Below are 23,009 nucleotides of genomic sequence, written 5' to 3' on the forward strand. Positions count from 1 at the left end.
TCAACTCCCGTAACCGTATTTATAGAGTAGCCGGACCAGAACCTGAAAACCGTGCATCAGGTCTGCTTCAGCTGTATATTCAAGTGGATTATGACTAATACCGTCCTGACTCGGCACAAAGATCATGGCCGTCGGACAAGCCGGCTGAAAAATCTGCGAATCATGTCCCGCGCCGCTTGGCATTGGCCAATAGGACAATTGCTCCTGTTCACAGATATCTTGAATGTCCGAGATCATCTTCGCATTCATAGGAATGGGTGTCACCGACAGATGTTCTTCCCAGTCCAGTCCGAGCTGCTGCTCAGCTGCAATGCGACTAAACGCCTGAAGCATCTCCTGCCAGCAACGATCAATACTCTCCTGCCGGATATGGCGGATATCGAGTGAAAACACCGCCCGTGCTGCAACCACATTCCCAACACCCGGATCGGCCGTGATTCGCCCAACCGTGGCTACGAGTGGTTCTCCTACATCTAATGCAATACTCCGTACCGAAGCAATCATCTCGGCTGCTCCGGCAAGTGCGTCTTTGCGCCAGGACATCGGCGTCGTTCCTGCGTGATTCGCTTCCCCGCTTACGGTAATACTGAACCGCTTCTGACCTACGATATCGGATACAACTCCAATCGAATGTCCAAGACGTTCCAGAACCTGACCTTGCTCAATGTGAAGCTCAATAAAGGCACCGTAATTTTTCGCGGCAGGTCTATATGCACTATCGGGTCCAAAACCCGCATCCCGGATCGCTTGTGTAAAGGTAACGCCGTCTTGATCCTTCAAATGTTCTACGTCTTCCAGAGCCGTTATGCCTGTTATACTGCGTGAACCCCAATACGCAAAAGGGAATCGACTTCCTTCTTCTTCGCATAACGATACCACTTGAAGTGTGCGCTTCGGTGCTCCGAAATGCTTCTGCAAATACTCCAATGCCAGGACTCCCGCCACCACACCGTAAGCACCATCATATTTGCCGCCATACACCACAGTATCTATATGTGATCCGGTCACAATCGGTAATTCTTCAGTATCAGTCGCTGATTCCTTACCCTCACTCTTGAGTGTGCCATACAGATTACCGGACTGGTCAAATTCGGGAGACAGCCCTTTCTCCTGCATTTTGGCTGCAAGGGCACCTTGTGCTTCACACCAAGCCGAGTCATACAACAGTCGTGTGACGCCGCCCTGTGCATCCGCACCATATGTCGACAGCCAGTCAAGCATGGCTTGCAGCTCCACCTGTTCCACATCCGGCAAAGGAAGAGGTGCATTATTGGTACCGGATGACCGGTATACTCCAGATTCTGTCATGGCGTCTCCTCCATTCCCGCTTCGATGGGACTAGAAGAGTAAGCCACAATGTGTTGCCCGAGAGGCACAGGAGATAATCCGGATTCCGAGTTATATACCCGTTGCCCACGGCAAAATACGTCTGCAATCTGACAGTTAAATGTACGTCCCACATAAGGGCTCTGTTTATGCGTATAGAGCAGATCCTCCGTGTTCAGGGTTGTGCTTCTCTCCCAGTCAATCAGGACCAGATCTGCATCCTTGCCAATTGCAATCTCCCCTTTACTCTCCAGACCAAGCCTTCTGGCAGGCTGAAGGGAGAGTACTCTTCCGAGCAACGGGAGGTCGATATTACGCTGAAGATGTCCGTCCTCCAGCATGATCAGCAGTGTGCTTTGCGCTCCGGATATACCTCCCCAGATTTCAAAAAAGCTATCGGATTGTTTCATGGATGGCGGACATGGCGAATGGTCTGAGGCAATAACATCAATCAATCCCGAAGTCAGTGCTTCCCATAACTGCTCCTGCTCGGAAGAGCTACGAAGTGGTGGAGCACATTTCGCTACAGCACCCAAACGGACCACATCCTGATCGACCAGCGTCAGATAATGAGGGCATGTCTCCGAAGTGACGTCTTGCCCACGCCGTTTAGCCTCTGCAATTAGATCCAGGGCTTCCCGGGTGCTAATGTGCACAAAATGCAGCGCACACCCGGTCTGTTCACCGTATCTCAATGCCCGCGCAACCGCGACGACTTCGGCTTCCACAGGACGGGACTGGACATAGTCCATCGGTCCAGTCCTTCCCTCTGCAATGCTTTTCACGCCGAGTTCGGCAACCATGCCTTCGTCCTCTGCATGAAGTGCCAGCACACGGTTTAATTTGGCAAGTTCATGCATCCCGTCCAATAGCGTATGGTCATCGGCTCTGGCAAAAATATCTTCCCCATCTCCACCTGGCTCGGACATAAATGCCTTGAATCCGGCAGCACCCAACCCTGCCAGTGGAGCAAGATCACCACGATTGCCGGGAACCAAGCCTCCCCAGAACGCATAATCAACATAGGATTGGTCTGCGGCTGCTTTCTTTTTCATCTCCCACGCTTCCGGCCTTGTGGTTGGTGGTACGCCGTTAAGCGGCATATCGACATAGGTCGTGATTCCACCTGCGGCAAGAGCTGCCGAACCCGATCGAAATCCCTCCCAACTGGCGAGTCCGGGTTCATTGAAGTGTACATGAATGTCCACGACACCCGGCATCACTGTAAGCCCCTCAGCTTCTATGATGAAAGTCGCTTCACCAGCGGTCAGGCGCGTGGATAGTTCCGTTATTTTTTCACCAGTTATGCCAATATCCAGTTGTTCTACCCGATCTCTCAGCACCACCCGGGCCCCCCGGATGATGGTATCAAATGTTGTCATGTGTATGACCCTCCTCCTGAATCAGAACCGGATGTGTGCATGTTCAGCTTCCCCGGTATGTACTGTAACCCCCTGGAGCAATCAATAACGGAATATGATAATGTCTTGATGCATCTGATACGGCAAAACGAATCGGAACAATCGTCCATAATGCCTGGCCTAGCTCCTCCAACGAACGCTGTGCGTAATAACTCTCGACATGGAATTGAAGCTCATATATGGCTGACTCCAACTTGCCTCCATCCAGCAGCGGTGCCTCCAAACGTCCATCCGCATTGGTCACCGACTCAGCCACTTTTGTCTTGCTTTCCTGTTCTCCATCCCTCTTCAGGGTATACAGCTCGATCCGAACACCGGAAGCAGGCACGCCTTTGGATGTATCCAGCACATGAGTTGTAATTCGTCCATCAGACAGCGCCATTAGACGTCACCTGCTTTCCCGGAGTCACGGCCGTCTGCTCCCAGATCATCCCTTGTCATCGAGAAACCCTGGAATCCATATGGCGGTCTCGGCTCGGTAAACACTTTGCCTTCCCCCTCTTTTACTTCCTCCAGCACTGTCTCCCATGTCCGATTGTTGGACTCAAATGAAACCTCACTCAGTTGCTCAAATCGACTTAACAACCTTCGTCCAATCTGGTAGATCAGATGTTGAATGGAAGCGGATCGACACTCATGAAATACCGCAGCAGCCAAATCTCTGACCTGTTCCGCCGCTACATACCGTCCACGCTGATCGTCCATGCCATCTCTCGGATCTTCATAACGCCAATTGATGTTCAGAAAAATAAATAACGGTCGATCCCATGTCTCTGGAAGAGTGGTATATTCATCCTGCATGAATCCGGCAAATTCACTGCCTTTGACCTTGATCAGTCTCAGATCGGCTACACCACTGAAATGGTTGCTGAGTTCAATCGAGTCTCCTGATCGTTCTGCTTCCACGGCAGCTGTCGCCCGATCATTCTGCGAATAACGAAATACGAGCGCACTCGGTCGATAACTTCCTTCTAATCCAATGGGTATATCTTCAAACGGAATCTGGTCCGCTGTCATCTGAACCTTGCTCATCTGCGGATACGTCTCCAGGAAACGCCGACTTACCAGCGCAAGAAATCCTTCCACCGTCGCTCCTGTGTAATCCGCTGCATGTTTGAGAATGAAATTTTTCATCGAATCGGTTGCGACCACCAGCGAATTATCCCCTTCTGCAAAAGAAGGCAAGAATTCATCCCCCTGCACAGCCACCTTGATGTTTAATCCAAACAGAATATTGCTGCGTCCCATAAAAGGAGATTCCGGAATGGACTGTATCCCCGTCAACGGTTTGGCGTAGGAACGGTACATCCACACATCCCCTTTGCCGTAATACATCGTCCGCTGCTGCACTGCGGCTCGCTTGCTCACGAACTCATGTTCATGACCGATCTGTGCAAGCCACTGCTCCAAGCGAATGCCCGCAATTTTGAATACTTCCTTCAATGCAGTCTCGAATTCTTCTTCCCTGCCTCGGCGATGACGTTGTCTCATGGATTCGAGGATGGAGCTTGCGGTATGGCCTTTAACGGCCAATATGAAAGGAAAGCCAAATTGGCTCGTATATGCTTTGTTTAATTGTTGAAGTTCGTTGTATTGCTCTTGTGAGAGTGAATCAAGTCCTGCACCAGCCTGCTCCTGAACGGAGCTGCTGCTCATGCTGATTCGTGCTCCAAGATCCGGGTGATTTCGAAGCAACTGCAACTTCACCTGTTCATCCGATGCCTGAACCACGTTTTTCATCACTTTCATCATCTGTTCAAATGAATCAAAAGGTCGTGAAAGCCCGGAACGCTCAGCCACCCATGGTGATTCCTCAAATAAGCCGCCAAACGCATGCACAAACTGTGTGATAGACCAGTTGTTAACAAGTTTAATTAAGTCGCTCATGTTAGAACCTCCGGTCTGTTGTGGATTATTGTTCTTCATTCTAAGTGCCGTTCAATGTCGCGACAACAATATTTACGCAATTTTGTAATATAACATAACATCAGAGTTGTGATTTGTTTGCTGTGCACGGGAAGATCAGCTTTTGTTACCCTTAAACATGAAAAAACCGCACTCCATCAACGGAATGCGGTTCTTGGGGGTCTAACCCGCTAGCATTGTCATGTTGCACAATTTGCGGTCTAGAGTTGGACATTGTGCGGTCTTGCAGCTGCTTTGTCCCGCACGAACTTGCGGAAGGTGAATACCAGCTTTAACTTAAGCAGATCATTCGTTTTCTTAAAGTCCATTTGCAGCAAGCTGCCGACTTTCTCCATCCGATAAGTGACCGTGTTGCGATGCACAAACAGTTGTTTGGCAGCTTCATTGATCAGTCCATCATTTTCGATAAAGGACTCCAATGTATTCATCAATACCTGATTGGGGTCACCGTCCCTGGCAAGTAACGGTTCAAGTACTTTGTTGCAGTAGTTCTCCATGATGTTATCCGGTACGTGTTGAAACACATAGGCAAATTCAAGCATTTCAAATTGCAACGCACGGTCTTTCATACCAAATCGACGAGCCAGTTGTCGTGTATCCAGACACTCCTGGTATGCTTCACGGAGCGATTTGGGTTCATGTTTCATTTTGCTGATCCAGAAGCGTGGAGCCGGTGCCCCTTTCGCTTCTTGGGCTGCCAGAACATCACCGAAACGGCTCAACAGAAAACTCGACAGCTCCTCTCCATAATCTCGCCCTGTTGGACAGGTGTAGATGGACAGAATGCCATCCTCAATCTGAAAATGCTGTGAGGCCGTGAATTGCATCAGCGGATTGTATTGCAACTCACGATGAATCTGTTTAAGTAGCTTTCCCTCGGCAAACAGAGTCGGCTCAAGTGTAATCAATACGCACTGATAGGTTCCCTGGAACAGATGTACACCTTTGTTTTCACTCAAAGTGGTCAATTCCTGAACAGTCATTTTGTTATCCAGATACTGTGAAAGCAGTGTACGCATCTCATCTTGCACAGTCGGATTAATATGCTCACGATAAGTCATATCCATATAAAATGCCAGCACATCGGCAGCCTGTTGAAACAGCTCTTCCTCTGCTCGAAGCGATAGGGCTGAATCCGTAAACACAAGCAACGCCCCGTACTCTTCATCATTTTGCTTGATCGGTACGCGATGACAACTCCCCTGATTCCATTTCACTCGGTGCATGACGGATTTCCAAGGCCAGCCTTGGGTTACAGCATCCCCTGCAATGCCTTCACTACCATACAGTACATGCCCACGTGAACCAATGACGGCAAGCGGATAGTTCAGCACCGTGGCAAGTTCGGCGAACACATTCCGATGTGGCTGCTGTTGCAGTGCAAACTGCATTAATTTTTTCTGCTTTTGCACGACTTCATGCAGCAATCGGTTGCTACGTTCATGTTCAGCCTTGAACAAGGCATTCATCTGGTCGGAGAAGGTGAATTGAAAAGGAAGTTCAAGGAGTGGCAACCGAAGTCGATCTGCTTCTTCGACAATACCTTGGGGAATGGACTGCCAGAAACGTCCCAGCTTGATGCCGAGTCCTGCACAGCCGCGTTCATTCAAACGTCGCATCAAACGCAGTGCATCCGTCTCACTGTCTTTCATAATAAAAGCGGTGGTGAACAACATTTCTCCGGATTTGATCCAATCCGCGATATCAGGAGCGTCCATGACATTAACGGATTTCATCATCCGTGAAGTCCCTTCTCCACCCGCAACCAGTTTGGCCTCTGACAACGGGTATACCTGTAAAGCCTCTTTAACCGTAAGTTGCATGGACACTACCTCCCATATATATAACACAATATTATGTCATTCTGGTTAACGAAACTAAATTTCGCATTATTTTTCTAATTAAATCCATATTTATGCGTTCAACTTTTATTTGTTGTTAAGTATTATAACATCATTTTTCTGAATAAAGCTTACACGGCAAAAAAATAAAACCTATGACCTAATTACAGCGCAATTTCCTGTAATCGGCATAGGTTTTTAGATCAGATTTCCATGGTTTCGTGATTCATCCATAATTTCATACGGGATAATACATCTTTGATATTCAATGGCTTGCTGAGATAGTCCGAAGCACCTGCTGCAATACATTTCTCCCGATCCTCTTTCATGGCCTTGGCTGTCAGCGCAATAATCGGAAGCTGAGTCAGACCAAGTCGTTCACGGATCTGGCGAGTTGTCTCATAACCATCCAGTTCCGGCATCATAATATCCATCATGATGATATCAGGTTTGACTCCTCCACGCTCCAACAATTCCAGACACTCGTACCCGTTCTGCGCTGAAATGACATTCATACCGTATTGCTCAAGGGCGTTAGCCAGGGCATATACATTACGTATATCATCATCAACGACAAGTACTTGGCGTCCGCTGAGCAACGCTTCTTCCAGAGGTGTCAATAAAACATCCGATTGTCCGGAAGTGATAGAAGGAAGCTTATTGATCTCAGGTGTAGTGGTAGCCACCTCATTCAGGAACAACCGCGATGCATTCATAGTCTCAGGTTCATCTCTTCGCAGTGGCAGGAATAGCGTGAACACGCTGCCCTGCCCCTCACGACTTGTTGCCGAGATTGAACCCCCCAGTAAATTCGCAAGCGATTGAGAGATAGACAGGCCAAGTCCGGTTCCCCCGTATTTACGTGCTGTAGCTCCATCCGCCTGTTTGAATGCATCAAAGATCTGTAGAAGTTTGCTTTCCGCAATTCCGATTCCTGTATCACTGACGGAAAAAGCAATCACGTCGGTCTCTTGATCTTTCAATTCAGGATGAGCCAGACTCATTTTGGAGATGGTTAAGGCAACTTCACCCTCACTGGTGAACTTGAATGCGTTCGAGAGCAGGTTTCGGAGAATCTGATGCAATCTCATCTCATCCGTCACGATCGTTTCCGGTAAAGGACTTTGGAGCTGAATCCGGAAATCTATTTTTTTCTGTTCCGCTGTTTTCAGGAAATACTGGTTCATAACTTCAGGAACACTGCCCAGATAGACATCATCGAAATCCACTTCCATCTGTCCGGCTTCCACCTTGGATAGATCCAGAATATCATTGATCAGATTCAGCAGGTCTTTTCCTGATTTGTGAATGACTGAAGCATAGTTCTGCTCTTCACTATTCAAGTGTTGATTTTTATTTTCAGACAATATCTCAGATAAAATCAACATGCTGTTGAGCGGTGTCCGCAGTTCATGGGACATGTTCGCCAAGAATTCGGATTTGTACCCCGAGCTCGTTCGTAACTGATCTGCCACAACCGAAAGTTCATTGGCTGATGTCTCTGCAGCACTCTTCTGTACTTCCAGACGATCGTTCAGCATATGAAGCTCTTCGGTCTGCATCTGCAGTTCCTCCGTCTGAGACAGCATCTCTTCGGTCTGAGCCTGAAGTTTCTCCGATTGTGCCTGTAATTCTTCATTTAGAACTTGTGACTCATCATATAATTGCTGTAATTCCATGCGAGTGACGGTAGAGTGTAGGGAAACACTAAAAATATCCGTCAGTTCTTGCATCAGCTTCATATCATTCTCTTGCAACGGCTTCATTGAAGCAAGCTCGATTACCGCAATCGTTCTGCCTTCGAACAGGACCGGTACTACAGTAAGTGATGTGGCAGATGTATACCCAAGACCCGAAGAAATTCGGATATAATTCTGGGGCAGATCATTCATGCGTAAAACTCGCTTCTCCACAGCACTTTGACCTACAAGCCCCTCACCCGGAGCAAGCGACACTTTACCGAGCGAACGTTCTTTCTCTCCATCCCCAGCATATGCAGCCAAGCGCAGCAGTCGATTGTCTTTCCAGTAATATAAGACGCTATAGGGAACTTCAAACAACATGGCTAGCTCGTTCAGGAACAAGCGGGACAATCCTTCCAGATTGGTCGGGTTCTGTAAGAGTGTGGCAATGCCTGTAATCTGGTCCTTGACCCGATTCTGTTCCTGTACTTCATCCAGTAATTTGTTGGTTTCGTGGCCCAGGTCTCCCACTTCATCATGTGTGCGCACCTGAATCCGCTGTTTCAGGTTTCCACCTTTGGAGATATCACTGATGGTCTGCATAACATCTCGCAACGTTTTGACGATATTTCCGGATATCACAATCGCGGCTGCAATGGATAATGCTGCAATAATACCCCACAACGTGTACATAATCGTCAGCAGTGTGGAACTGCGTCTGGCAAGTTCAGTCACCCTCGCCTCGGTCAGAGTGATCTCCGTGTTACGGAAGGTTGTAAGTTGCGAGCGCAGTAGATCAATTTCAGTTTTACCCGGATCAGATTCAAAGAATGCAACAACTTTCGCTTGATCCCCTTGCTTTTTCAAGTCCACCGACGGCTCCCCAGCAATCTCAATCCAGCGTGTAATATGAGCTTTGATGCTTTGCAGACTCTGCTGCTGTGAAGGATTATCGCTAATGAGAGCATTCAACTGATCATAGTTGGAACTCCACTGGGATAGGCCTTGGGAATAAGGCTCCAAGTAACTTTCATTGCCTGTAATCATGAATCCACGCTGTCCTGTCTCCATGTTCAAGACATTTTTTTCAATCGCGTTGGTCAGATTATGTACTTCCAGATCATGATGGGAGATAAAATCATTCTCCTTCTGTAACACATTAATTTGGGCCGTAAGCACTAACAGAACAGCTCCAAACAAAAGCACAACCACAAGATAGCCCAATAAAATTTTGGAGCGTATCGTAAATCTTCTCGTTTTTGACAACGCGGAAACCTCCAAATATATACGAATCCCATAATTAAATTAAAACTGGTGCATATGTAGTTTATATGTATACGTATAGTCTGACAAGCTTTAAGTTCATCGATAATCATAAGAAAAACGACCTGCTTGTGCAGGTCGTCCTCTTCAGTGATCTATATTGCTCATTTCGGCTGATTTTAGGCCTTTGGAGCGATCATTTTGGCCGGATCGACATATTGATCAAATTGCTCTTCGGTAAGCAGGCCTGTTTGTAACGTCGCCTGTTTCAAGGACAAACCTTCTTTATGCGCGAGCTTCGCGATTTTGGCTGCATTCTCATAACCAATATGCGGATTGAGCGCTGTAACCAGCATAAGCGAGTTGTTCAGATTATGTTCAATCTGATCCAGGTTAGGCTCGATGCCTACGGCACACTTGTCATTAAACGCAATAATGGAGTCCGCCAGGAGTTGCACGGATTGCAAGAAGTTATAGATGATAACCGGTTTGAATACATTCAGCTCAAAATTACCCTGACTTGCCGCGAAACCAATCGCTGCATCATTACCCATGACCTGCGTAACCACCATAGTAATGGCCTCGCTCTGAGTTGGGTTGACTTTACCCGGCATAATGGAGCTGCCTGGCTCATTCTCAGGAATACGGATCTCGCCCAATCCACTACGAGGGCCACTGGCCAACCAGCGGACATCATTGGCAATTTTCATCAAATCAGCTGCAAGCGCTTTAACCGCACCGTGCGCATACACAACTTCATCATGACTTGTAAGTGCGTGGAATTTGTTTGGTGCAGATACAAAATCTTTCCCCGTATGTTTGCCAATCTCCTTGGCAGTGAAGTCCCCAAAGTCCGGATGCGCATTAATGCCCGTTCCGACAGCTGTACCGCCAATTGCAAGCTCCTTCAGATACTGTACACTTTCACGGATCATACGCTCACTCTTGCCCAGCATGGCTTCCCAACCACTGATCTCCTGACCAAGCGTAATTGGTGTTGCATCCTGGAGGTGAGTACGTCCAATCTTGATAATATCCTTGAATGCCTCCGACTTGTCTGCAAAAGTGGCTTTTAATACCGCAATGGCCGGCAAGAGTTGATCCTCAACAGCCAGAACACCTGCAACATGCAGAGCCGTCGGGAATGTATCGTTGGAGCTCTGGGACATATTCACATCATCATTTGGATGCAGACGCTCTTCCTTGCCCTTTTGCTCCAGCAGTTGGTTCCCCAGATTGGCAATCACTTCGTTCACGTTCATATTGGATTGTGTTCCGCTCCCCGTCTGCCATACTACCAGTGGGAAATGGTCATCAATTCGGCCTGCAATAATCTCGTCTGCTGCATAAGCAATAGCATCGGATTTAGCCGCAGATAATTTACCTAATTTATGGTTACTGGCCGCAGCACTTTTTTTCAAAATGGCAAGGGCACGGATAACTTCCATCGGCATATGTTCATTGCCAATCGGGAAGTTCTCCTTGCTGCGCTGCGTCTGAGCTCCCCACAGCCTGTCGGCTGGTACTTTCATTTCGCCTAACGTATCTCTCTCAATGCGGTATTCCACTTGCTTGTCCTCCTCCAAAAAGATGGTTTGGGTCTCTACAAAGCTTGTGTATCTCGTCATATTATACATGATTTGCGAGCAGGTTTTCACCTTTTCGACAAAATTGTAAGCGTATCGCAAAATGAGCGTGAATTATTTTTGTGACGCAATTGGATACAATCGGCTGCTCTGTTCGAATAGTTCACCTGGTTCCAAACCGATCAATCCGATTTCTTCTGCAGGTATGCCTTCAACATTAGGAGCGTTAACCAGGTTCATCTGTGGTTCAGGACAGAAGAATTCGCCACCCATGTTATTGTTCCAGATCATCCAGTGCTTGTAGGAGGTACCCACATCGTATACCAGTTTGTCTCCAGTACGGTGATCCGTAAGTTCCATATAGTTACGTCCATTCTGCGGCTCCGCAGTGTAATGATTATCCATGGCAGCAAAGAACGGACTAACCCCGTCTTTCTTCAATTGTTCTTCCTCAGTTGTAAGCGGTTGAAATTGTCCTGTTGGCAGGGAACGCTCATTCAATTCACGACGTTGTCCAATCGTAACTTTGGCCGTGTAATCCGAGGCTTGACTATCCGGTGCAAAAGGTACAGCAATCGCCGTGTGGAATGCAAACAAATTCGGCATATATTCAGTCCCGTTGTTGCGGACGATCAATTGTTGCTGAAGTCCTTGGCTGCTCAAAGAGTAACGAAGCGTCACCGTAAACGTAAACGGCAGGTACTGATGGAATGTATGCCCTTCTTTCACATCCTGGCTAAGCAACACATAACTCTCCAGCTGATCCGAACCGTATCCCTCAACCTTCCACTCGGCATCATGCAAAAATCCATGCAAATGGTTACCTGTAGCCGGTTCGTTCACAGGCAACTGATAGACTTTACCATTCCAGGGGAAGCGTCCATCCTCATAACGGTTTGGTGGAGAAAGAATCGGAATTCCATAGACCGCAGGTGCAGCCATAAACTCATCCATCTGATCCTGATTTGGTTCTCTCAAGTAACGAAAACCCTTTTCTGTATCACGGAAAGCAACGAGGTTCGCACCTACGCTTGGAATAACTGCCGCTTCAAACTGATTAAAACGAAGCCAAATGGCTGGTATCCCTCCAAATTGTTCTTCAAATGCTGCATTTTGCTGTGTCATCGTTATATGTACCTCCTGCATACTAAGGTTATATTATACGGCTCGACTATATCATGCCCGAGCGCAAAATACCAATCTATGATAGAGAACAAATTCATAATAGAAAAACAAAAAAGACAGGAAAAAGACAGCTGCAACACGTTACGGCTGTCTCTGCTGTCTTTCATATGATGGTTCAATTAATCCACATATTTGCCGTGATCCGGCACAGTGCTCTCTTCAAAGTCCAGATCAAGCCGCTTCAAGGATTCACTCAGCATATCTCCGCTCAAGGCATGCCCATGCCCGGTAATTGCAAGTTTCGGCTCCAGATGCCTTATATGCTGGACAGATTGATGAGCAGCCTGCCAATCGGTTGTAAAATAGGAAGGCGGGCCATGCAACTGTTTGTCCTGAAGCAACACACTCCACAGCGACTCCTGCTTCACTGTGATGATTGCATCTCCCGCAATTAACAAACGGTCTGCTTCACGAAACAGCGACACATGTCCAGGCGTATGACCTGGAGTGTGCACCCACTCCCATCCTGATAGACCTGGAACGGAATGATCTTTGGGTAAACTGAATATCCGATCATCCAGATTGATTGCCTCATTGGGATAAGCGAAAGACAACCTGGACATTAAACCTCCACCTACAGAAGGGTCCGCTGGCGGGTAATCTTTTAATCCCGTTAAATACGGAATTTCAAGCGGATGAGCATACACTGGCACACCCCAGAATTGTTCCAGCTCAATAACGGTTCCTACATGGTCGAAGTGACCATGCGTCAATATGATCGCAGACGGCGGACCTTGAAATCGTTCTGTCGCAACCTGAACAATATGATCTGTGAACCTCGCCATTCCAGTGTCCACGAGGACCCAGTTCCTGCTTCCTGGCTCTCCGATGAACACGACATTAACGAATAGTGTACGTAGACTGAGAATATCGGGCGCGACTTCTTCAAGTCCCGTCAATCCTTCTGTAATCAGATTGTCAGATGCCATTCACGGTTACCTCCCATTAGGCGGATTGTCTCTCTGGTTCCATTCATCTCGTAGACTTCCCTTTTCTGGATCATCTATTCAACATTTCCAATAAAATAGACGGTATACACCCTGTTTCGGGCATACACCGTCTAGTATAGTCATCGACACAACACAATAGAACAAGAACATCTCAGCCAGTTAAGCTGGAAATGCCTCCAAAGCAGCATCGAGCAATTGATTGTACAGATCGTCATCATTCTCAAGCAACTCGTCCATCCGCAGTAACTCTTCTTCATCACCGGATTGCTCCGTGAAATGCAAGCTATAGTCCCAATCTTTTCCGTTCTTGCTCATGAAGGTAATCTCATATACTGACTTTTCGCCTTCTGTGCGGTAAACGGTATTTCCCACGTATCCTTTTTCACCTTCACGGCGCATTTCAGTACTTATAATTTCAATATTCACAATCATTCTCTCCTTTAATCTTTCATCTACAGTCGGTCTCCAACATTTCTGGTAAACCTAGTTTGGTAATTATTATTGGTTAATTGTACAATATATAACGTAGCAACGTATACCTTATTCAATGAAGGAACCATTCTGAGTCCTTACATAGTTGTAATGAGGACTATAATAGCCAACAAGCTACGATATTATTATCACATTGGAGGAAAAAATAGCATGAATACTTTTGAAACGAATCTGCAGCAATATGCTGAACTGGCTGTACAAGTCGGTGTCAATGTCCATCCTGGGCAGACACTCGTGGTTAACGCTCCAATCTCGGCAGCACATTTTGTACGACTGATTGTCAAAGCAGCCTACGGTAAAGGTGCGAAATTGGTCAAAGTAAACTGGAGTGATGAAACCGTTACACGTCTTCATTACGATCTTGCACCTGATGAAGCCTTCTCCATTGAACCGAAATGGTTTGCAGCTGAAATGACTGAACTGGTTGAAGAAGGTGCCGCTATTCTGCACGTCATCGCTGAAAATCCGGATCTGCTGAACGGTGTAGCGCAGGAACGCATTATTACTAGCCAAAAAGTGCGCGGCAAAGCGCTAGAAAAATATCGTTCTTATCAGATGGCTGACAAATTCAGCTGGTCTATCGTGGCCGTTCCTTCTCCGGAATGGGCAGCTAAAGTGTTCCCGGATCTGCCGGAAGCGCAACAAGTGGACCGCCTGTGGGATGTCATTTTCAAAACGGTACGGATCGGTGAGCAGGATGCTGTTGCCGAATGGAAAACCCATTTGCAAAACCTGGATTCCCGCGCTGATCTGTTGAACAACAAAAAATACAAGAAGCTTCACTATACAGCTCCAGGCACAGACTTGACCATTGAACTTCCAGAAGGCCATATCTGGGTATCCGGTGGAAGTGTGAATGAGCAAGGACATGTCTTTATTGCCAATATGCCTACGGAAGAAGTATTCACGGCTCCGCTGAAAACGGGTGTTAACGGTACAGTGCGAAGCACGAAACCACTGAGCTACGGCGGCAACCTGATTGACGGTTTCTCACTAACATTCGAGAACGGCCAAATTGTTGACTATACCGCCGATCAAGGTCTCGATGCACTCAAAAACCTGATCGAGATAGATGATGGCGCACACTATCTGGGTGAAGTAGCCCTCGTTCCACATCAGTCCCCAATTTCCGATACCAATATTTTGTTCTACAATACTTTGTTTGATGAAAATGCCTCCAACCATTTGGCGATTGGTAATGCTTATGCCTTCTGTCTGGAAGGTGGTAAAACGATGTCCAAAGAAGAGCTGATTGAACGTGGTATGAACTCCAGCCTCACTCATGTAGACTTCATGATTGGATCCGGAGAAATGAACATCCACGGTGTGACCTCCGAAGGCGCGGAAGAGCCGATCTTCCTGCAAGGAAACTGGGCATTCTAATCCCGTTTGATGTGATTTAGGAGAGAGGAGATTACTCCTCTCTTTTCCTGCGTCAACAGGTCAAAAATTCAACAATTGGAGGGAACTCATATGTTAAGTTTTGAACAAAAACTGGATCGTTACGCTGAACTTGCTGTAAGAGTAGGTGCTAATGTGCAACCAGGGCAAGTATTTGTCATCTCTGCGATGATTGATACCGCTGAATTTGTACGTTTGCTGGTACGTAAGGGATATGAAGCTGGAGCCAAGCAGGTGATTGTAAAATACGGAGATGAAACCGTCAATCGATTGCGGTTTGAGATGGCCCCTGAGGAATCCTTCCAAGAGCCGCCGAAATGGCATGCAGCGGAGCTTGAAGAACTGGCGGCCAATAATGCAGCCTTCCTGACCGTATTGTCATCCAGCCCAGACCTAATGAAAGGTATTGACCCGGAGCGGATTTCCACCCATCAGCGTACATATGGTCAGGCGATGGCCAAGTACCGTCAGTATCAACAGGCGGATAAAATGAGCTGGACGGGTGTGGCATGTCCTTCGCCCGATTGGGCAGCCAAAGTATTCCCGGATCTCCCGGCAGCTGAGCAGGTTAGCCAGTTGTGGGAAGCCATTTTTGCTGCGGTGAGAGCCGATCTGGAGGACCCTGTAACGGCTTGGGAACAGCATATTGAACGACTGGAGACCAAAGCCGTTGCCCTGAACAACAAGAAGTATCAAGCATTACATTTCCTCTCCCCAGGGACGGATCTTACTGTCGAGCTTCCAGAAGGTCATATCTGGGCGCAGGCAGGTAGCGTGAATGAGCAAGGCACCCCTTTTGTCGCGAATATCCCGACAGAGGAAGTATTCACCGCTCCAGCCAAACATGGCGTTAATGGCAAAGTGTCCAGCACCAAACCACTCAGCTATGGCGGTAGTATCATTGATCGTTTTTCACTCACATTTGAGAACGGACGTATCATTGATTTTCATGCTGAAGAAGGTCAGGATACGCTGGAAAGACTCATTTCCATGGATGAAGGATCTCATTACCTCGGCGAAGTCGCTTTGGTTCCCTTCCATTCACCGATCTCTGAGAGTGGCATCCTGTATTACACTACATTGTATGATGAGAATGCGTCGTGCCATCTTGCGATTGGCAGTTCCTATGCATTCAATATCGAAGGTGGCAAAACGATGTCTCCTGAAGAACTTGCGGCTCGTGGCATGAACACCAGCATCACCCATGTGGACTTCATGATGGGCTCTCCCGAGACGGACATCTACGGTATCACGGCAAACGGCGAACGTGAAGCCATCTTCCTTAAGGGAGACTGGGCGTTCTAAATGATCGCGGAGAGTTATCTCCCGTAATGTATGTTCTCTGAATAGTCGAAAGGCTGTCTTGCAACCATGTATTCATGGTTGGCGAGACGGCCTTTTATTAATTTTCAGCAAACTTTCCCGCATGTTATACACACTTCTCTCATCTGGTTTTTCCCTGACCAACCTCCCATTGTACCGTTTCCATATTATGTTGTAAAATGTAATGATACCAATGTTTGTGGACTGTTCACCAGAAAGGAGAACATCATGGCCAATCGGCTCCAGTTATTACTAGCCTCAGATTTCCATAATTTAGGCTCTGCACTTCAAGAAGAAGTGTATTATGAATATTATAATATGGTACATGGTCTTATTGTTTATATCATCAAGGAGCGTGCTGCAGCAGAAGATATTATTCAGGAAGCTTTTATCAAAATCATTAAAAACAAACCCATCTTTGAAGACGAGGTCAAACTGAAAGCCTGGCTCAAGGTTGTCACACGGAACACAGCTATTAATTATCTGAGAAAAAATAAAAATAACCGTAACCAATTGGATACGGATAGTGTTTTTATAGATATGGAGACGATGAATCAGACCGCAGCTTCCGTGGAAAGCATGGTAGAAACGCAGATGATGGAAGAGTCCATTGAATATTATCTCAGACAGCTCAAACCGGAATATCGTGTACTGGTGGAGTTACGGTGGAAAAAAGGTCTCTCCTACCGAGAGATGGCCGAACTGCTGGATACCTCCGAAGACATTGTGAAGCAACGTTTGTTCAGAGCCCGTGGCAGTATCAAGAAGAAATTACATAAGGAATGGGGTGGAAGCATTGAGCAAAGGCAAGTCCGATAAAAACGTGGAGCGATTCGATTCAGAGCTGGAAGACGAATATTTCGACGCTGCGTTTGACCTGGCTTTTGATGAAGCTTTCCATCAGGCCGTCTCTGCCCCTTCCGCCTCCCATACCGAAGCCATGCAGCAATCCTGGCAGAAGGTAAACAGGGAAATTAACAGAATCGGTTTACGTAAAAAAAGAATACGTACCTTGCGACTTTCAGTCGTCGTAGCTGCGTCCGTGACCATCGGAGCCGTTATTTTCAGCCTGCCATCCGGTACGCAAGCAGTATCCCCTTTTGTGCAATCCATCAAGGATTGGGGTAATGGCATGAAATCCATTATCATTGAGGATCGTACGACCCAATTGGGGGCTGATCCGTCAACAGCCAAAACGCCTCCACCACCAGAAACCAGCTTAGACGACATTCTTAAAGTACAAGAAGAAGAAGCTCTTAATACACCTTCGTATGAGTTATCGAGCCATCTGTTTCGTCCAGTACTTGTTACGGAAGAGATCGCACGCGAAGGGTTCATGGGTGACTTTCTGTTATCCAATGCCATTCCCGAGAGATTCAACAAGGTCAAATTCGAACTCGTGATCGATACTGAAAACCCTGTGAATCCAGACGATTATTATGAGTCCACACAAATGAGAGTTCAATATACCAGTGAAGGCAAGAGCATAGAGGATGAGATTATCCAGTTTGATTATGTCCATGTCATGCCTGGGGAGAAAATTGAAGGGGCCATGCTTCGTGATATGAGCACCGTAAAGCTGGCAGATGGCTCGGAAGCACTGATGTATATCGGCCCACCCTATAACTCTTTTCAGTGGATGATGGGTTCCAACAATATGAGTCTGTTTGGCACCCTTTCGGAAGAAGAAATGACTGCTATTGCCAATGATTTTCAAGAGCAGAAGTTTCCAGGCAGCACCCGTCGATAAGATCAAAATAACACGGTGCCAGAGACATGTTTGCTTGTTTCCGTGGTACTTCCATCATACGCTGTATGAATACTGGTAACGCGATAATAATATCCTGGCATAACGGTCCAATCCGATGTAGCATTCAGTAAGTTTGTATTCGTTGCATTGTTGGAACTCATTTTAAAAGTTACCCATGCTGTTCCTGTCCAGCGCTCAAGTCGATAATCTACGGAAAGTGTCTTCATTGCTGTATATGTCATGGTCTTGGTATTGACGATAGCCGATAGTCCCCCCCCGGAATGACTGCACCGACCGCTTGATAGATATGTCCAAGTTCTCGAGTGGTAGCAAGCGAATGGATGGATGGTTCTGGCGGTGGCGGAGCTGTAAGGGCACCAGAGGACACGTTGATCATCGGGCTTGCAACGGCTGGTTCGGACGTAGGTATAGCCAGAATTGTTGGCACCATTAACAAGGCAACAAGGGTTATTTTTAGTATAGATGCTGCACTCTTCGTTTTCATTTCCCGCATATTGATCCATCCTCCGCTTCCATACTTGATTTTGTGTAAGGGTATAAACGGACGGATCGGGTGACAGGTTTCAAAAAAAAATTAGACGCTCCGATGTTTCTGTCGGCAGCGTCTTTTATCTTTGCATGCATCTCCAGCATAGTTGAAACCTAAATTATTCCAGCCCGTATGTATTGGGTAATGGATACACGAAACCATATGAACCAACAAGATTTGCAAATGAGGTGTATAACTTGAGTAAATTTCAATTCAAATCCAGAAGGCATCGTCACAGCTCCAATCCGAATCAACTACATATCGAAGTTTCCGGCTCGTTCAAACGTTGGCTTGTTATCTTGGTGAGTGCGCTTACCGCAGGGACCTTAATATATTTCTTGGCTACAGCTCGGGAAAGCTGGATAAGCATGGGGATTGACCGCTATGTATTGCCCTTTATGATCTGGGGACTTGTACTGTCCCCCATCCTTGCTTTTCTTTTCCTCAAGCAGAGCGGACGGACCCTTTCCCATGTCAAATTTTTACGTGTTTTCGGGATTGCTTTCTCCCTTCTGCCTCTGGTACTTCTGTTTTATGTGTTACCCGTAACACTTGGCATGGTGAATGATCACCTGACCCAGTATAAGCAAAATCCGGTATTATCCACCACTAAGGTGGGGGACTTCAATTCTTACGAGGTTACTTTTGTCGATACGCCTATGTACACCATCATCACCATTAAGACACCGACAACAACCCAATCCACTCGAAAAAAGCTGAATATCCAGCATGATCTGGCTCCGGGAGAGAATGTTTACGTCACTTATAAGCGAATTTCTATCGAGAACAGCTTGGTCACGGAGAATCGTTACGCCGATATTGTCATTCATGCACCCAAAGAATCATGAGCATGCAAAGAAGCTGTACGATGACCATTACGTCACCATACAGCTTCATTTGTTACAATTTGGATCCGGCTACGCTCCTTCTTCTTCAACCAACAGTTCCAGCTTAATCACATTTACTCGGGAAATCCGCTTATGTTCTGTCTCTTGAATGACAAATACATAACCCCCATACTCAACCGATTGACCAACCTCAGGTGGAATGGCATCTACTCTGGAGTACAGCCAGCCCCCGATGGTATCGTAATCGGCACGATCCATCTCCAGTCCGAATCGTTCGCTGACTTCTTCAATCAGCATCAATCCATCAATAGAGTATTCCATCTCATCCACTTGTTCAATGACAGGACGCTCATGGTCGAATTCATCCTGAATCTCGCCTACGATCTCTTCCATGATATCTTCAAGTGTGACAAGCCCGGAGGTTCCCCCGTATTCATCAATCAGAATCGCAATCTGTGTCTTGCTACGCTGCATACGCTTGAGCAGATCACTGATCAGCGTGGTATCTGGCACAGCCAGGATGGGCCGGATCACGGAGATGGTATCCGTAAGTTGGGATCGCATCAGATCCTTAATGTGAATAAAGCCGATAATATGATCCTTGTCTCCATTATATACCGGATACCTTGTTCGCATACTCTCACTGGCAATCTCCAGATTCTCCAGCATGGACTCATTGGCATTCAGACAGATCATTTCCGTCCGCGGAATCATAATTTCACGGGCGGTTGTATCCGTAAAATCAAATATATTATCAACAAGTGCTAATTCAGTGTTGTCAATTAAACCGCTCTTATTGCTTTCTTTCATCAGAATACGTATTTCATCTTCGCTATGTGCCGAGTCAATCTCCGAAGCTGGTGCCATTCGGAACAGTCTCAACAAGCCGTTAGCCATACCGTTCAGTGCCCATATGAATGGATACATTAACTTGTAGAAGAACGTTAGCAAAGCCGCAGACCACAACGTGATCGTCTCAGACTTTCGAATCGCCATCGTTTTGGGAGCAAGTTCTCCCAGTACAATGTGCAAGATCGTAATAATCACAAATGCAATGGCAATAGAGATTCCATGAACGTAGACTGGTCCCAGTCCAAATGCGGTAAACATGGGCTCTAACAGATGTGCAATTGCCGGTTCTCCCAGCCACCCGAGTCCCAGTGAAGCCAAAGTTATACCTAGTTGGCAAGCTGATAGATATGCATCCAGATTACGTACGATATTGGAAGCATAGATGGCATTTTTGTTGCCTGTTTCCACCAAAGCCTCAATCCGGCTTCCACGAACTTTCACCATCGCAAATTCCGCCGACACAAAGAAACCATTCATTAATACAAGTAAACCAATGATTACTAAATTTAAAATACTCGGTAAGGGGTCACTCAAATTTTCATCCTATTCGCCGTCATTCTTCGGCAAATAGGTCCACCTCCTTCGAAAATGTAGGATATTTGCCATTCTGCCGCTCATATGCAATTTCAACTTCCCAATGCTTCCACCTCCACCTTGTTCTGTCGAATAAAAAAGATATGCTTCTTTTATTATATAATTCTAAACTACACAGTCAATCCGTGTACTATGACAACGAAATGGCACAAACGCCTTTTTTCTTTAACAAAAGTCTCGATTACGCTGTTTTTTAACATTTCACAAACAATGATCTACCAGAACCAAACCAAAGAGAGCATCCTCGCTCATGCTTCCGCATGACTGGATACTCTCTTTTTGCAATACTGTTATTTTCTCAGATTCTATCCGTTAATTACGATGTCGACTCAATCTCCACTACGGTTTTCGAAGCGGGATTCCAGCGCCACTTCGCTCGTTCCCCGCTTTCGTTATGCAGCCCACCGATCCAGAATTCATCCTGCTTCAGCAGTGCCCAATCGACTTCTCCATTCAACACCTGAATTCCGAGTTCCGTTAGCGACAGGACTCCGTCACGGAATTTTTCATCATGCTGCATGAATTTAGGGAAAGTGGTTGCACCGCTCATCTGAAGAAGGGCATGAGGTCCTTCTGTCATCCGCTTCAGATGTGCCCAGTATTCAAGATCACCCATCCCGAGAATATGCAGCTTGTCTCCTACCTCGCGAAATAATGGATACGGATGTTCCACACCTGCTCTAATAGTCTCCAGTGTTGTCTGCTCAATGAGTCCCAGACCGTTGGATACAGATGGCAGACGGGACAAATGTGCCTTAAAGGCAGCTTTCGCAAAGGGTAGAGCAGAAGTATCTGCCTGTAAGTAATCCAGATGATGCCGGAAATCAGTCGACGTATAGGCTTGCCAGAACTGTGCACCGGCTTGTAACTCGTTTTTCTCAATCACATGCCAACTGCCGGACAGACGTTCAATCTGTGTGGAGGTAAGCTGTCCCAGTCCTCTAAAATGCTCGATCTCTGGATACGAGTCAATACAGAGCAGATTCAGTTTTGTATTCTGGAGTGCTTGTCCTTTGAAATAATGCAATAGATAAGATAACATCGTCTGATCATAGAGATCGTATTCGAACCATAAGACAATTTCCTTGTATTGTTGAAACGAATGTAACTTGCGTTCAAGTTCCTCAATCTTCAAGTATTCCGCCTGTGGAATGCCCAACTGCTGCTCTAACACGGATGCCCGATTCTGCCGCTCCTTCGTATCTCCCATCTCTTTGGCTACCGGGCCGAAAGTATACAACTCTCTCCATACCAGGATGTCTCCCTGAATTCCACTCTCTCTTAAACGATTGGCAGCGTGATCCCCATTCATAATGTGTAACAATCCTTTTCCTCCTTCATACAAGTCACTGAATACAGACACCAGATCCCTTACAGGCATAGAGCGCTTGAGTTTGGATCGGGCATCGAACAATCTTTTCTTTAATGCAGGTACCTTGACCCCGAGGAAATCCGATATTTCCTTGAGCGAGTATCCTTCCAAATAAAACAGTTCAACAGCAATCCGCATCGATGATGGCAATATTGCAATAGAATCACGCAGCGTACGATGCATTTCGTTTTGCACCGCTTGTTTTTCCGGATTATGCGCCTGATCCTCTTCATGGAATACATGCTCCAGCTCCTGAACTGGGATCATGGTATGCTGCTTGCGTCTTAGCCAGCGATAACACTGCCTCTCCACGATTACCTTGAACCACCCGGGAAAAGCCTCAGGAGCTTCCAGCTTGGACAGATTGCCAAAGGCTTCAGTAAATGCCTCCTGTACGACATCTTCAGCCCAAAATGTATCTCCTAAACGATTGTAGGCAACAGCAAGAGCCATCCCGCGATATTGAGACATCAGTTGTGCGTAAGCTTCGGGTTCACCCTTCATCGCTCCTTCAATCCATGAATTCAATGCTATGGACTCCCTTCATATAAGCATGCTGCTTGTTCTATTCATGTATAAGTGCCATGTTATCGCCAAAAGGTTACGTATGACTTTAAACCTATAGTAACCTTCGTATATATGTTTAT

The 23,009-nt window shown here is 46.6% G+C and carries 19 protein-coding genes; 5 read left to right on the forward strand and 14 right to left on the reverse strand.

All coding sequences use genetic code 11. The features are described 5' to 3' along the window. The 10 genes from C161_RS26115 to C161_RS26160 form a co-directional block, all read right to left on the reverse strand. Window positions 1–1,308, reverse strand: coding sequence for a Zn-dependent hydrolase (locus C161_RS26115; protein WP_051449953.1), 1,308 nt, complete (start codon window positions 1,306–1,308; stop codon window positions 1–3). Further along, window positions 1,305–2,708, reverse strand: coding sequence for an allantoinase AllB (allB, locus tag C161_RS26120; RefSeq protein ID WP_036673762.1), 1,404 nt, complete (start codon window positions 2,706–2,708; stop codon window positions 1,305–1,307). Before allB ends, C161_RS26115 begins: the two co-directional genes overlap by 4 nt. A 43-nt stretch (window positions 2,709–2,751) precedes the next feature. Next, window positions 2,752–3,129 (reverse strand): hydroxyisourate hydrolase, encoded by a 378-nt coding sequence (gene uraH, locus C161_RS26125; RefSeq protein WP_036673764.1) that lies wholly within the window; start codon window positions 3,127–3,129, stop codon window positions 2,752–2,754. Beyond that, a complete protein-coding gene (pucL, locus tag C161_RS26130) occupies window positions 3,129–4,634 on the reverse strand; it encodes a factor-independent urate hydroxylase (RefSeq protein ID WP_051449954.1) in 1,506 nt (501 codons plus the stop codon). Before pucL ends, uraH begins: the two co-directional genes overlap by 1 nt. A 239-nt stretch (window positions 4,635–4,873) precedes the next feature. Continuing rightward, on the reverse strand, window positions 4,874–6,496 hold the full coding sequence (locus C161_RS26135; protein ID WP_036673765.1) for a PucR family transcriptional regulator: 1,623 nt from the start codon (window positions 6,494–6,496) through the stop codon (window positions 4,874–4,876). Window positions 6,497–6,717: 221 nt separating this feature from the next. Beyond that, the gene (locus C161_RS26140) at window positions 6,718–9,462 is read right to left on the reverse strand and encodes a CHASE3 domain-containing protein (RefSeq protein WP_036673767.1); all 2,745 of its coding nucleotides are present in this window, start codon (window positions 9,460–9,462) and stop codon (window positions 6,718–6,720) included. Between the two features lie 176 nt (window positions 9,463–9,638). After that, window positions 9,639–11,027, reverse strand: a complete 1,389-nt coding sequence (gene fumC, locus C161_RS26145; RefSeq protein WP_017688147.1) for a class II fumarate hydratase — start codon at window positions 11,025–11,027, stop codon at window positions 9,639–9,641. Between the two features lie 132 nt (window positions 11,028–11,159). Continuing rightward, window positions 11,160–12,170, reverse strand: coding sequence for an aldose 1-epimerase (locus C161_RS26150; protein WP_036673768.1), 1,011 nt, complete (start codon window positions 12,168–12,170; stop codon window positions 11,160–11,162). A 179-nt stretch (window positions 12,171–12,349) separates the two neighbouring features. Further along, window positions 12,350–13,159: an MBL fold metallo-hydrolase gene (locus C161_RS26155; protein WP_036673769.1), complete on the reverse strand. Its 810-nt coding sequence runs from the start codon at window positions 13,157–13,159 to the stop codon at window positions 12,350–12,352. A gap of 180 nt (window positions 13,160–13,339) precedes the next feature. Continuing rightward, on the reverse strand, window positions 13,340–13,612 hold the full coding sequence (locus C161_RS26160; RefSeq protein ID WP_036613754.1) for a hypothetical protein: 273 nt from the start codon (window positions 13,610–13,612) through the stop codon (window positions 13,340–13,342). 210 nt (window positions 13,613–13,822) lie between these two features. Between C161_RS26160 and C161_RS26165 the strand changes: the two genes are divergently transcribed. The 4 genes from C161_RS26165 (at window position 13,823) to C161_RS31730 (ending at window position 18,146) form a co-directional block, all read left to right on the forward strand. After that, window positions 13,823–15,055 (forward strand): aminopeptidase, encoded by a 1,233-nt coding sequence (locus tag C161_RS26165; protein WP_036673771.1) that lies wholly within the window; start codon window positions 13,823–13,825, stop codon window positions 15,053–15,055. 90 nt (window positions 15,056–15,145) lie between these two features. Next, window positions 15,146–16,378, forward strand: coding sequence for an aminopeptidase (locus C161_RS26170; protein WP_036673772.1), 1,233 nt, complete (start codon window positions 15,146–15,148; stop codon window positions 16,376–16,378). Window positions 16,379–16,624: 246 nt separating this feature from the next. Further along, window positions 16,625–17,215 (forward strand): RNA polymerase sigma factor, encoded by a 591-nt coding sequence (locus C161_RS26175; protein WP_017688141.1) that lies wholly within the window; start codon window positions 16,625–16,627, stop codon window positions 17,213–17,215. Further along, window positions 17,184–18,146 (forward strand): hypothetical protein, encoded by a 963-nt coding sequence (locus tag C161_RS31730; protein ID WP_235193941.1) that lies wholly within the window; start codon window positions 17,184–17,186, stop codon window positions 18,144–18,146. The genes C161_RS26175 and C161_RS31730 overlap by 32 nt, the downstream gene beginning before the upstream one ends. Before the next feature lie 2 nt (window positions 18,147–18,148). Here the strand turns inward: C161_RS31730 and C161_RS26185 are convergent, their stop codons facing one another. Together C161_RS26185 and C161_RS26190 are read right to left on the reverse strand one after the other, a co-directional pair. After that, window positions 18,149–18,388, reverse strand: coding sequence for a hypothetical protein (locus C161_RS26185; RefSeq protein WP_036673773.1), 240 nt, complete (start codon window positions 18,386–18,388; stop codon window positions 18,149–18,151). Beyond that, window positions 18,385–18,660 (reverse strand): hypothetical protein, encoded by a 276-nt coding sequence (locus C161_RS26190; RefSeq protein WP_036673774.1) that lies wholly within the window; start codon window positions 18,658–18,660, stop codon window positions 18,385–18,387. Before C161_RS26190 ends, C161_RS26185 begins: the two co-directional genes overlap by 4 nt. A gap of 233 nt (window positions 18,661–18,893) precedes the next feature. On the opposite strand from C161_RS26190, the gene C161_RS26195 reads away from it, so the two are divergent. After that, entirely contained in the window at window positions 18,894–19,544 is a 651-nt protein-coding gene (locus C161_RS26195) for a hypothetical protein (RefSeq protein WP_036673775.1), read from the forward strand. A gap of 69 nt (window positions 19,545–19,613) precedes the next feature. Here the strand turns inward: C161_RS26195 and C161_RS26200 are convergent, their stop codons facing one another. Next, entirely contained in the window at window positions 19,614–20,930 is a 1,317-nt protein-coding gene (locus C161_RS26200) for a hemolysin family protein (protein ID WP_036673776.1), read from the reverse strand. A gap of 376 nt (window positions 20,931–21,306) precedes the next feature. Further along, the gene (locus C161_RS26205) at window positions 21,307–22,890 is read right to left on the reverse strand and encodes a sigma-70 family RNA polymerase sigma factor (protein ID WP_084650491.1); all 1,584 of its coding nucleotides are present in this window, start codon (window positions 22,888–22,890) and stop codon (window positions 21,307–21,309) included. Window positions 22,891–23,009 lie beyond the last annotated feature (119 nt).

It is taken from the genome of Paenibacillus sp. FSL R5-192, assembly GCF_000517845.1.
Classification (GTDB): Bacteria; Bacillota; Bacilli; order Paenibacillales; family Paenibacillaceae; genus Paenibacillus; species Paenibacillus amylolyticus.